Genomic DNA, 12072 nt, shown 5'->3' with positions numbered 1-12072 from the left:
CAGCCATGCCGGGCCTGGGCCGGCATGCCGGTCGAATCTAGGGAGGCTGGCCGTCAGGCGCCGCACGCCGCGATTACTTCGGCGCAATGCGTGGTCCCAACGTCTCTTGCATAACCGTCAGCGCGGCGCGCATAAGCCATGGCGCGACGCGCGGTAGAGGTCTATCGTTGCGCCCACCCGAACAAACCAAGGGATATCCCATGAGCGAAAAACTCTCCTTCGTCAGCCCGACCGCGAACAGCCCGTGGGGCACGTATCTTTCGCAGGTCGACCGCGTCGTGCCGTACCTCGGCCCGCTGGCCCGCTGGGTCGAGACACTCAAGCGCCCCAAGCGCGCGCTGATCGTCGACGTGCCGATCGAGATGGACGACGGCACCATCGCCCACTTCGAGGGCTACCGCGTTCAGCACAACATGAGCCGCGGCCCGGGCAAGGGCGGCGTGCGCTTCCACCCCGACGTCACGCTGGAAGAAGTGATGGCGCTGTCGGCCTGGATGACCATCAAGACCGCAGCCGTCAACCTGCCGTACGGCGGCGCCAAGGGCGGCATCCGCGTCGACCCGAAGAAGCTCTCGCTGCAGGAGCTGGAGAAGGTCACGCGCCGCTACACCAGCGAGATCGGCATCATCATCGGCCCGCACACCGACATTCCCGCGCCCGACGTGAACACCAACGCGCAGATCATGGCGTGGATGATGGACACCTACTCGATGAACGTCGGCGGCACCGCCACCGGCGTGGTCACCGGCAAGCCGCTGCACCTGGGAGGTTCGCTGGGCCGCGTGAAGGCCACCGGCCGCGGCGTGTTCGTCACCGGCCGTGAAGCCGCTCGCCGACTGGGCATGGACCTGCGCGGCGCGCGCATCGCGGTGCAGGGCTTCGGCAACGTGGGCTCGGTCGCGGCGGAACTCTTCGCCGAAGCCGGCGCCAAGATCGTCGCGGTGCAGGACCACACCGGCACCATCGTCAACAGCAACGGCCTCGACCTGGCCAAGCTGGTGCCCATCTCGCGCACCGACGGCGTGGTCGGCTTCAAGGCCGGCGGCGACATCGTGCCGAACGAGGACTTCTGGGAAACGCCCTGCGACATCCTCATTCCGGCCGCGCTCGAAGGCCAACTGACGGCCGAACGCGCACAGAAGACCACCGCCAAGCTGGTGCTCGAAGGCGCCAACGGCCCCACGGTGCCGATCGCCGACGACATCCTCGCCGAGCGCGGCGTGCTGGTGGTGCCCGACGTGATCTGCAACGCCGGCGGCGTGACGGTGAGCTACTTCGAATGGGTGCAGGACTTCTCGTCCTTCTTCTGGGACGAGGACGAGATCAACGTGCGCCTCGACCGCATCATGATGAACGCGCTCAACCACATCTGGGACACGGCGGACAAGCACAAGATCACGCTGCGCACGGCGACGTACGCGGTGGCTTGCGAACGCATCCTGATGGCTCGCCAGGAACGCGGCCTGTATCCGTGATTTCCTGACGCGCGAGGACGCTACGCTCGGGGGATGACCACCATCCCCGCGCAGCAAATCCCCTCTCTCCCAGCGGACAGCCTCGCCCGCCTGCAGGCCCTGATGGCCGGCGGGCAGCGCAGGCTGCTGGGGCTGGTCGGTGCACCCGGCGCGGGCAAGTCCACGCTCGCGGCGGCGCTGCTCCGATCGGTGGGCGCCGACTGTGCCCAGGTCGTCCCCATGGACGGCTTTCACCTTGCCAACGTCGAGCTGCAGCGGCTCGGCCGCGCTGCCCGCAAGGGTGCCCCCGACACCTTCGACAGCGCCGGCTATGTCGCGCTGCTGCAGCGCCTGCGCGAGCAGCGGCCCGACGGCGGCATCGTCTACGCGCCCGAGTTCCGCCGCGAGATCGAGGAGCCGATCGCCGGCGCCATCGCGGTGCTGCCGTCGACGCAGCTGGTCATCACCGAAGGCAACTACCTGCTGCACGACGACGGCCCCTGGGCCGGCGCGGCGGCGATGCTCGACGAGGTCTGGTACGTGGACATCGACGACGCGGTGCGCGAAGAGCGTCTGGTGCGGCGCCACCAGCAGTTCGGCCGCAGCGCCGAGGAAGCGCGCGCCTGGGTGGCGAGCACCGATGCACCCAATGCGCGGCTGATCGCGGCGACGCGGATGCGCGCGCACCACGTGCTGCCCTGGTCCTGAAAATCCTGCGCGGCAGGGAACGCCGGCGCGGCGGCGCGCTCGAAGCCATGCCGGCGAGCCGCCGGTTAGCATTCGCCGCTCCATGCCGTCCACGCACCCCACCTGCTTCTCTCTTGCCCGCGCCCCGGTCCTCGTGCTGGGCCTGCTTTCCGCCTTCGTGCTCGCCGGCTGCGGCAGCGCTTCGCACCGCGTGTCGTACGAGCCCGAGGCCTTCGGCTCGACCACCACCCACACCCGCGACTACGAGGCCACCGAGGCCCAGACCTGCGAGGCCGCGCGCCGCGCGCTGCTGAGCCAGGGCTACATGATCACGGCCGCCAACACCGACCTCGTCACCGGGCGCAAGAGCTTCCAACCTGCGGCCGAGGTGCACGTCGAGGTCGAGTTCCGCGTGGTCTGCGCGCGCGAGAACACGAGGGGCGGCAAGGCCAGCAAAAGCACCGTGGCCTTCGCGACCGCGCTGCAGGACCGCTACGGCATCAAGAAGGTGAACAACTCCGCCAGCCTCGGCGTGGGCGCGATCGGCTCGCTCTCGCTGCCGTTCTCGAGCAGCGACGACGCGATGGTGAAGGTCGCGAGTGAGACGCTGACCGACGAGCGCTTCTACGACCGCTTCTTCGCGCTGCTCGACCGTTTCCTCGACGGCCCGGTGGGAGAGGACGAAGCCGCGGCACCCGCGGAAACGCCGGTCGCTTCACCGCCTGCCGCAGCGCCCACCGTCACGCCTGCCGCGGTGCCCGCCGTCACGTATCCCGTGAGCTCGTCACCCAACCGGGGCTGACGCCGGGACGCCAAAGTACCAAGATGAGTCTTACAATCTGGGCATGGCTTCCCCCATCCCGGATCCGGCGCAATGCGCCTCGCGCCTGCGCACCTCGGTGTCGCTGCTGTCGCGCCAGCTGCGCAGCGGCAGCGCCGCGCCCGACGGCCCGAGCGTGGCCAAGCTCAGCGTGCTCGGCCAGCTGCATCGGTACGGGCCGTGCACGCCCACCGCGCTGGCGGGGCTCGAACGCGTCAAGCTCCAATCGCTGACCCGGCTGCTGGCCGAGCTGGAGGCCGAAGGCTGGATCGGCCGCACACCTCACCCGAGCGACGGGCGCCAATGGCTGCTGTCGCTCACGGCCGAGGGCGTGCGCCGTCTCAAGGCGCTCATGCGCAGGCGCGAGGCGGCGCTGGCCGAGGCGATCGGCGCCACGCTGGATGCCGGCCAGCGCGCCTTGCTGCTGCAGGCCTGCGGGCTCATCGACGGCATCGCCGCCGCGCTGGACACCGATCCACCGGCTGGCAGGTCATGATCGGCGCCCCGGCTCTCCAGCGCCTGACGGATCCCTGGCGCCACGGCCGCTGGCGTCCCGGCGTGCAACTGGCAGCGGCAGTGGCCATCGCCTGGGGCGTGGCGGTCGTCCTGCATCTGCCCGAAAGCTTCTGGGCGGTGATGAGCGTGCTGATCGTCATGCGCCCGAGCGCCGGGTCCACGCTCGATGCCGGATGGAACCGGGTGCGCGGCACGGCAGCCGGCGCGCTGTGCGGCCTGATCGGCGTCTGGATGCAGCACCACGGCACACCGGCGCTCGCGAGCACGCTGGCCGTCGTCATGCTGCTGTCCTTTGCCAGCGCGGCCGCGCCGGGCCTGCGCAGTGCGCCGGTGGCTGCGTTGATCATCCTTTCGGCCGGCGGCATCCCCGGCCATTCGGCGTTGCAGGTGGCGCTGCTGCGCATGGCGCAGATCGGCATCGGGGTGGGGGTGGCGTTGGCGGTCTCCACGGTCGTGTCCGAATACCACGCGGGTGCGCGTTTCGACGAGAGCTGCGCCGCGCTGCTGCACGGCATCGCGAAGCGCATGGCGGCCGCGCGGCAGCCCGCCGATGCCGAGGCCGAGCGCATCCACGCAGGCACGCGCGCCGCGCTGGGCCGGCTGGCCGTGCTGGCCGGCGGCGCGGACCTGGAGGCGCGGTGGTGGCGCCGCGGTGGCGCCACCGCGCGAGGCGCCTATCGCGACAAGGTCCGGCTGGCGGCGCGCATCTTCCAGGACGCCGTGGTGCTCGACCGCGTGTTCCGGCAAGCGCAGGACACGGAGACCGACGCCACGTGGCGAGAAGCCGCACAGGCTGCCGGCACCGCCATCGCCGGCATGGCCGATGCGCTCGCGGGAAGGAGCACGCCGCCCGATCTGGGCGGGCTCGACCGCTGCGCGCAGGCGTCGCGCGGCGTGCCGTCGAATGCGCTCCTGGCCGCACCGCTGAGCCTGCTTTTCGACGACTTGCGCCGCCTGCAGCAGGTGCTCGGTGCCCGCTCGCCGTCATCCGCCTGACGGACCCAAGCCCTAGAATCTTCCGAAAATCAATCGTTTCGGAGAGGGACGGGCATGGAAGACCAGTCGCAGGACACGCGCTACGCGCCTCCGCAAGCCCATGTGGAAGACGTGGTGCAGCCGGGCGGGGCGCAGTCGGGGGAACTCGCATCGCGCGGCACGCGCTTCCTCGCCGCGATGCTGGACGCCGGCATCTCCATCGCCGTGATCTGGCTTCTAGCGAAATTCACGCCCATCAACCTCTGGGAAGACGACGGCCTCGGGCTCTGGGAGCCCCGCATCTCCAGCGCGGCCTCCGGCGTCGTTCTCTATCTCGTGCTGCATGGCTATCTGCTGGCCACCCGCGGCCAGACCATCGGCAAGGCGCTCTTCAAGATCCGCATCGCACGGCCCGACGGATCGCAGGCGCAGATCGGGCGCATCCTCGCCCTGCGCGACGGCCCGATGTTCTTCCTGACCATCTGGCCGCTGCTCGGGCCGATCTACCTGCTGGTGGATTGCCTCTTCATCTTCCGCGCGTCGCGCCGCTGCCTGCACGACCAGATCGCCGACACCGTCGTGCTGCAGGCCTGAGCCGGGCGCCACGCCAGTGCGCCTCGACACGCTCTACACCGCCGAGACCCCGGAAGGCATTGCGCTCTCGCTGCGCCCGGCCGGCCTCGTCGCGCGCGGGCTGGCGTACCTCATCGACTTCGCGATCCGGCTCGGCATCTTCTTCGCGATCTCGATCACCGCCGGCATGCTGGGCAAGATGGGTGTCGGCATCCTGCTGATCAGCTACTTCTGCCTCGAGTGGCTCTACCCGGTGGTTTTCGAGCTCACGCGCGCCGCGGCCACGCCCGGCAAGCGCGTGATGGGGCTGCGCGTGGTGATGGACTCGGGCCTGCCGGTGACGCCCGCCGCCGCGCTGACCCGCAACCTGCTGCGCGCGGCCGACTTCGTGCCGTCCTTCTATGGCGCGGGCATCGTGTCGATGCTGTGGCGGCGCGACAGCAAGCGGCTGGGCGACCTCGCCGCGGGCACGCTGGTGGTGTTCAGCGACCAGGTGAGCCTGCATGGCAGCGTGCCCGCGGCCGAACCGCAGGCGCCCGCGCGGCCGTTGACGGCGCGCGAGCAGGTGGCCATCGTGTCGTGGGCCGGGCGCGCGACGCGCCTGACCCCGGAGCGTTTCGACGAACTCGCACGCGTCGCCGAACCGGTGCTGGGCCCCGACACCTCCGGCGCTTCCGCGTCGCAGCGCCTGCTCGGTGTGGCGCAATGGGTGCTGGGCCGCCGCGCCGGCGCCGATGCGCGAGGAGCAGCAGAAGGAAGAGGGCCATGACGCCGATCGATTTCGAAGCCGCCTATGCGCCGCTGTGGGCCGAACTCGAAGCCGTCGTCCGCGTCGCGGAGACCCGACGCAAATTCGACGGCGCGCGGCTCGCCACGCTGTACCGCCGCGTGTGCGAGCACCTGGCGCTGGCGCAGGCGCGCGCCTACCCGATCCACCTCACGCAGCGGCTCGAGGGCTTGACGCAGAGCGCGCACCGGCTGATCTACCGGCAGCACGACTACGGCCTGGCACGCTTCGCCCGGCTGGCGCTGGTCGACTTTCCCGAGGCGGTGCGGGCGCATCGCGGCTACCTGCTGGTGTCGGCACTGATGTTCGTGCTGCCCCTGCTGGCCGCCGGATGGGCGGCCTACCGCGACCCGGGCTTCATCCTGCACCTGCTCGACGCCAGCGCCGTGCGGCAGTTCGATTCCATGTACGGCGATGGCGCCGAGTCGCTGGGCCGCACGCGCAATGCAAGCGACGACTGGCAGATGTTCGGCTTCTACGTGATGCACAACATCGGCATCGGCTTTCGCTGCTTCGCGGCCGGCATCTTCGCCGGCGTGGGCAGCGCCGCGGTGGTGGTGTTCAACGGCGTCCAGATCGGAGCGGTCGGCGGCCACCTGATCGCCTCGGGGCATGCCGGGAACTTCTGCTCCTTCGTGGTCACGCACTCGGCCTTCGAGCTCACGGCGATCGTGCTGGCCGGCGCGGCCGGCCTGCGGCTCGGCTATTCGTGGGTCGCGCCCGGAAGGCACACGCGGCTCGAGGCCCTGCGGCTGGCCGCGCACCACGCCGTGGTGATCGTCTACGGCGTCATCGGGCTGCTGCTGATCGCTGCCGCGGTCGAGGCTTTCTGGTCGTCGGCGCGCTGGATCGCGCCGGCCGTGAAGTACGGCGTGGGCGGCGCCTGCTGGGCGCTGGTGCTGGCGTACCTGGGCTGGCAGGGCCGGCCGCGCGCCGCTGCTGCAGCAGCTGTCGCAAAGGCCGATGAACATGCAGGTTGACGGCCTCGCCATTGCGCTGCGGCCGCGCCCCATGGCCGAGGCCGCCGACCTGGGCGTCCAGCTGGTGCGCAACCATGCGCGCTCGGTGTGGCGCACCTTCCTGCCGGTGTATGTGGTGACCGTGCTGCTGGCCTTGTGCACGTTCGAGATCGCCGGCTGGCTGCCCAGCCTGCTGATCTTCTGGCTCAAGCCCTGGTTCGACCGCAGCCTGCTGTTCGTTCATTCGCGCGCCGTGTTCGGGCAGGAGACGCGCTGGGCCGACCTGTGGCACAACCGCCGCGCCGTGTGGGGCGGGCAGCTGCTGCGCACGCTGGTGTGGCGGCGCTTCTCGCCCTGGCGCTCGTTCACCCAGGCGATCGAGCAGCTCGAAGGCCAGCGCGGCAGCGCCCGGCGCAAGCGGCGCACGCAGCTGCTGCGCGGGCGGCGCGGCGCGGCCACGGGAATGCAGCTGGTGTTCGCGAACGTGGAAATGTCGCTCGACATCTGCCTGCTGTCGCTGCTGTTCTGGTTTGCGCCGGAAGGCAGCGTGAGGGACCTGTTCGGCTGGCTCACGCAGTCGGACAGTTCGCTGCAGAGCCTGCTGACCGCGGGGGCCTATGCGTTGGTCGTCGGCGTGCTGGAACCGTTCTACGTGGCGGCGGGTTTCGCGATGTACCTCAACCGCCGGGTGGAGCTCGAGGCCTGGGACATCGAGCAGGAGTTCCGCCGTGGGTTCCGGTGACTCCCGGAGCCGGCTCCCCGGCGTTGCACCGTGGATGCGCGCGGCGCTGCTGGCTACGTGGTGCGTGCTCGGCGCGGTCGTGCCGATGGCGGCCGCCGCAGCCGAGGCGCCAACGCGCGAGCAGGTGAAGGCCGCGGTCGACAAGGTGCGCGCCGACCCGAACATGCCCGGCACCAAAACCGAGAAGAAGCTCCGCTTCAAGGAACGGGATGACGAGGAAGACGAAGCCGAGAAGAAGACCGGCAGCCTCGACTGGCTGCGTGATTTCGTGAAGGCGGTGGCCGAAGGAGCGCGCTGGCTCGTCTGGGGGCTGGGCGCGCTGGCGCTGGCCTGGCTGGCGATTCGCCTGCACCGCTGGATGCAGGTGCGTGCCGGCGGCGCGCGGCCCGGCAAGGCGCCGCTGCCCAGCCATGTCGGCAGCCTCGACATCCGGCCCGAAAGCCTGCCCGACGACATCGGCAATGCCGCGGCCGCGCTCTGGCAGCGTGGCCAGCACAGGCCCGCGCTGTCGCTGCTGTACCGCGGTGCGCTGTCGCGCCTCGTGCACGCGCACGGAGTGCCGGTGCGTGCCGCGAGCACCGAGGGCGAATGCGTGCAGCTCTCCGCGACCCGGCTGGCGGCGGACTCGCAGGCTTTCTTCGTGCGGCTGGTCGGGGCCTGGCAACTCGGGGCGTACGGCGGACGGCTGCCTTCCACCGCGCAGGTGCTGGCGGTCTGCGGCGAGTTCGACCTGCACCTGCCCGCGGCCGCGCCGGCCGGCAGTCCGAAAGGCGTGGCCGCATGAGCGCCTGGCTGGTCCGCATCGGCTCGGTGCTCGTGCTGGCGCTGATCGGCTTCTGGCTGGTCTGGGCCACCGAATGGGCCGACACCGAGGTGCCGACACCCGCGAGCGGCGAGGCCAAGACGAATTCCTTCTATGCGGCGCAGGCGATGCTGCGAGAACTCGGCATGCAGGTGGTCAAGCGCGACGACCTGGACGCCATGCCTCCCGCGCAGGCACGGCTGGTGCTCGCCTCCGGTCACTGGGACATGTTCCCCGAGCGCGAGCGGCGCCTGCGCGAGTGGGTGGAGCAGGGCGGGCACCTGGTGATGCCCAGCCATCTCGTCGACAGCGACCTGCTGGAAAGCTGGATTCCGCTGGTCAAGGAAAAGCCGGCGGCGGCGGACGAGAAGAAAGAGAAAGAGCCACCCGTACCGAGGAGGAGACTGCCCAGGTCGCAATTCGCCGAACCCGCCAGGGACGCGGATTGCCGCGCGGTGACCGAGCCCGAGACCGTGCCCGCGAGCTTCGTCGGCGGCCGCGGCTTCCGGATCTGCACCTGGGCGTCCGCGGCGCGCTACCGGCCCGCCGACAAGCAGCCGCCGCCGCTGTGGGCGGTGGTGGGCAAGCGCGGCACCGAGGCGATCCGCGTTCAGGTCGGACGCGGCACCGTCACCGTGATGCCCCTGGGCCTGTGGCACAACGAGGGCCTGACACGCGCCGACAACGCGCTGTTCATGGCCGCCGCGGTGCAGGCGCGCAGCGGCGCCGAAGTCTGGTTCGTCGCCGAGGAAACGCGCGAACCCTTCCTGCGCTGGCTCTGGCACAAGGGTTGGGCGGCACTGATCGTGGGCCTGCTCGCGCTGGCCGCCGCGCTCTGGCGCGCGGCTGTGCGCTTCGGGCCGCTGATGCCCTCGGCCGGCACGCACCGGCGCTCCATGGCCGAACAGGTGCGCGGCACGGCCGGCTTCCTGCACATGCATGGCGCGGACGCGCTGCATGCGGCGCAGCTGCGCGCGCTGCACGAGTCTGCCGGCCGCCAGCTGCGCGGCTACGCGCGCCGCGATGCGTCGGCACGCGCCGCGGCCGTCGCCCAGGCCACCGGCCTGGAGCCCGCGATGCTCGTGCGGGCGATGGCCGCGCGGGCGTGCCATGTCGGCGCCATGTCGGTCGACCTGGAGGTGCTGGAAACCGCGCGCCGCCGGCTCGATGCCCGCGGGCCGTTCGTGCCTTCATCCGATTCTTCCTCTTCTTCCTCCACATCCTGAACCGAGAGACGTCCATGCAAGCCATCCAACCCGAAGAACTCACGCGCGCGGCCCAGTGGCTGCAGACGCTGCGCGCCGAGGTCGGCCAGGCCGTGGTCGGCCAGATCGAGGCGGTCGACCAGACGCTGGTGGCGCTGGTCGCCTCGGGCCACGTGCTGATCGAAGGCGTGCCGGGGCTCGGCAAGACCCTGCTCGCGCGGGCGCTCGCGCAGGCGATGACGCTGCGCTATGCGCGCGTGCAGTTCACCCCCGACCTGATGCCTTCAGACATCACGGGCCACGCGGTGCTCGACCTCGCCACGCGCGGAGAAAGCAGCCTCGGCACGCTGCGCGTGCACCAGGGGCCGGTGTTCACCAACCTCCTGCTGGCCGACGAAATCAACCGCGCGCCGGCCAAGACCCAGAGCGCGCTGCTCGAAGTCATGCAGGAGTACCAGGTCACGCTCGAAGGCACGGCCATGCCGCTGCCGAAGCCCTTCATGGTGATGGCCACGCAGAACCCGATCGACACCGAGGGCACCTACCCGCTGCCCGAGGCGCAGCTCGACCGTTTCCTGCTGAAGATCGACATCGGATTTCCGAGCCACAGCGAAGAGAACGCCATCGTGCAGCTGACCACGCGGCACCGCGCCGGCAACCAGTTTCCGCTCGAGGCCGTGCGCCCTTGCCTCGACGAGGCGCAGGTGCTCGAGCTGCAGCGGCTGGCCTGCCTGGTGCAGGCCGACGAGCGTGTGATCGACTACGCGGTGCGCATCGCGCGCGCCACGCGCGACTGGCCGGGCCTTTCTTCCGGCGCCGGGCCGCGCGGCGCCATGGCCCTGGTGCGCGCCGCCCGCGCCGCCGCGCTGATGGCCGGGCGCGACTTCATCACCCCCGACGACGTGGCGCGCCAGGCGCTGCCCGCACTGCGGCACCGCGTGATGATCTCGCCCGACGCGCAACTCGAAGGCCTGGGCGTCGACACCCTGCTGCGTGCCGCGCGCGACAGCGTGGAAGCCCCGAGGTTATGACGCTCGCCCCCAGGCTTCGCGCACTTCGTGTCGCTTCGCCAACCCCCTGCCGGGGGCAACACCTGCGGCCCGGCAAAGCCGGCTCCGCGGTGTTTCCCGAAGGGGCGGTGCTCCGTTGATGCGCCTGCTGCCAATCCCCGCGCGCGCGGCCGTGCTGGCGCTGGCCGGCCTCGCCGCGGCCGCCTCCGTGGCGCTGCTGCTGGGCGCGCCGGTGGGGTACGTCGCCGTCGTGGCGGGCGTGCTGCTGGCGGCGGGGCTCGTGCTTGCGGGCGTCGACCTCTGGCACAGCCTGCGCCTTTGGCGCGCCGCGCCGCTGCGCATCGAGCGCAAGCTGCCCGGTGCGTTCTCGCTCGGCGTGCCCACGGTGCTCACGCTCACGCTGGTGAACGAAGGCGCGCGGGCCTGGCAGGTGTCGGTGTTCGACGAGCTCGACACGCACTTCGCCTTCGAGGGCCTGCCCCAGACGGTCACCGTGCCGGCGCTCTCGCACGTCGCACTGCGCTACACCGCCACCGCGACGCAGCGCGGCGTTGCGCAGTTCGGCGCCACCCAGCTGCGCTGGCGCACGCGCTTCGGCTGCTTCGACATGCGCCAGACGCTGGGCGAGCCGCGCCGGCTGCGCGTGTACCCCAACTTCGCCGCACTGGCGCGCTACGCCTGGCTGTCGGGCGACCGGCGGCTGGCGCAGATCGGCATCAAGACCTACGCGCAGCGCGGGCTCGGCACCGACTTCCGCCAGCTCGCCGACTACAAGACCGGCGACTCGCTGCGCCACATCGACTGGAAGGCCACGCAGCGCCAGCGCCGCCCGATCGTGCGCGAGTTCCAGGACGACCGCGACCAGTGCGTGCTGTTCCTGCTCGACTGCGGCCGCCGCATGCGTGCCGACGAGGGCGCGCTGGCGCAGCAGGCCGGCAGCCATTTCGACGAGGCGCTCAATGCGCTGATGCTGCTGAGCTACGTGGCGCTGAAGGAGGGCGACGAGGTCGGCGCCATGACCTTCGGCTGCCCCGCCGAGGAGCGGCGCGACTTCGCCCCGCGCAAGGGCACCGCCACACTCAACGCGCTGATGAACCGGCTGCACGACATCCAGCCCGGCGCTACCCATTCGGACTACCTGCTGGCCGCGCAGGAACTGCTGCGCGTGCAGAGACGGCGCGCGCTGGTCATCGTGCTGACCAATTTCCGCGACGAAGATTCCGCCGAGCTGCGCCCCGCAATCAAGCTGCTGCGCCGCAAGCACCTCGTGCTGGTCGCGAGCCTGCGCGAGCGGGTGCTCGGGCGCATCGCCAATCAGCCGCTGGTGCATGCGCGCGACGCGGTCGACGTGGCTGCGGCGCACCTCTTCGAGCAGTCCAGGCGCGACGCCTTCGCGCGCGTGGTCGGCAATGACCCGCTGTCGGTCGACGTGGAGCCGGCCGACCTTGCGGTGGCGTTGGTGAATCGCTATCACGCAGTCAAAAGGGCTGGCCTTTTGTAGGCACCCTTTTCACAATGTTCGTTCAACAACAGAGGAGAAGT

13 protein-coding genes are annotated in these 12072 nt (G+C 70.9%); all 13 read left to right on the top strand.

The genetic code is table 11. The annotated features are described in order from the left end of the window. Nucleotides 1-200 precede the first annotated feature (200 nt). The 13 genes from ACEOAB_RS26650 (at nucleotide 201) to ACEOAB_RS26590 (ending at nucleotide 12031) form a co-directional block, all read left to right on the top strand. On the top strand, nucleotides 201-1475 hold the full coding sequence (locus tag ACEOAB_RS26650; protein ID WP_007833298.1) for a Glu/Leu/Phe/Val family dehydrogenase: 1275 nt from the start codon (nucleotides 201-203) through the stop codon (nucleotides 1473-1475). A gap of 33 nt (nucleotides 1476-1508) precedes the next feature. Beyond that, nucleotides 1509-2162 (top strand): nucleoside/nucleotide kinase family protein, encoded by a 654-nt coding sequence (locus ACEOAB_RS26645; protein ID WP_413750396.1) that lies wholly within the window; start codon nucleotides 1509-1511, stop codon nucleotides 2160-2162. Nucleotides 2163-2244: 82 nt separating this feature from the next. After that, a complete protein-coding gene (locus ACEOAB_RS26640; protein ID WP_413750395.1) occupies nucleotides 2245-2943 on the top strand; it encodes a DUF2242 domain-containing protein in 699 nt (232 codons plus the stop codon). 43 nt (nucleotides 2944-2986) lie between these two features. Further along, on the top strand, nucleotides 2987-3457 hold the full coding sequence (locus tag ACEOAB_RS26635; RefSeq protein WP_495653212.1) for a MarR family winged helix-turn-helix transcriptional regulator: 471 nt from the start codon (nucleotides 2987-2989) through the stop codon (nucleotides 3455-3457). After that, a complete protein-coding gene (locus ACEOAB_RS26630; protein ID WP_495653211.1) occupies nucleotides 3454-4473 on the top strand; it encodes an FUSC family protein in 1020 nt (339 codons plus the stop codon). Before ACEOAB_RS26635 ends, ACEOAB_RS26630 begins: the two co-directional genes overlap by 4 nt. 54 nt (nucleotides 4474-4527) lie before the next feature. Beyond that, complete coding sequence (locus ACEOAB_RS26625) at nucleotides 4528-5046, top strand: RDD family protein (RefSeq protein ID WP_413751456.1); 519 nt, start codon at nucleotides 4528-4530, stop codon at nucleotides 5044-5046. 16 nt (nucleotides 5047-5062) lie between these two features. After that, nucleotides 5063-5794, top strand: a complete 732-nt coding sequence (locus ACEOAB_RS26620; RefSeq protein ID WP_495653210.1) for an RDD family protein — start codon at nucleotides 5063-5065, stop codon at nucleotides 5792-5794. Then, the gene (locus ACEOAB_RS26615; protein ID WP_413751303.1) at nucleotides 5791-6792 is read left to right on the top strand and encodes a stage II sporulation protein M; all 1002 of its coding nucleotides are present in this window, start codon (nucleotides 5791-5793) and stop codon (nucleotides 6790-6792) included. Before ACEOAB_RS26620 ends, ACEOAB_RS26615 begins: the two co-directional genes overlap by 4 nt. After that, nucleotides 6776-7513, top strand: a complete 738-nt coding sequence (locus ACEOAB_RS26610) for a hypothetical protein (protein WP_413751304.1) — start codon at nucleotides 6776-6778, stop codon at nucleotides 7511-7513. Before ACEOAB_RS26615 ends, ACEOAB_RS26610 begins: the two co-directional genes overlap by 17 nt. Continuing rightward, on the top strand, nucleotides 7500-8297 hold the full coding sequence (locus ACEOAB_RS26605; protein ID WP_495653209.1) for a DUF4129 domain-containing protein: 798 nt from the start codon (nucleotides 7500-7502) through the stop codon (nucleotides 8295-8297). Before ACEOAB_RS26610 ends, ACEOAB_RS26605 begins: the two co-directional genes overlap by 14 nt. Further along, complete coding sequence (locus tag ACEOAB_RS26600) at nucleotides 8294-9541, top strand: DUF4350 domain-containing protein (protein ID WP_495653208.1); 1248 nt, start codon at nucleotides 8294-8296, stop codon at nucleotides 9539-9541. Before ACEOAB_RS26605 ends, ACEOAB_RS26600 begins: the two co-directional genes overlap by 4 nt. Nucleotides 9542-9555: 14 nt before the next feature. After that, nucleotides 9556-10551: an AAA family ATPase gene (locus ACEOAB_RS26595; RefSeq protein WP_495653207.1), complete on the top strand. Its 996-nt coding sequence runs from the start codon at nucleotides 9556-9558 to the stop codon at nucleotides 10549-10551. A gap of 118 nt (nucleotides 10552-10669) precedes the next feature. Then, nucleotides 10670-12031 carry a DUF58 domain-containing protein gene (locus tag ACEOAB_RS26590; protein ID WP_495653206.1) on the top strand — a complete coding sequence of 454 codons (1362 nt, stop codon included), beginning with the start codon at nucleotides 10670-10672 and terminating at the stop codon, nucleotides 12029-12031. Nucleotides 12032-12072: the final 41 nt, after the last annotated feature.

Source organism: Variovorax sp. Varisp53 (assembly GCF_059491555.1).
The sequence above is the reverse complement of the archived record's forward strand: the minus strand, read 5'-3'. Positions and strand labels throughout refer to the sequence as shown.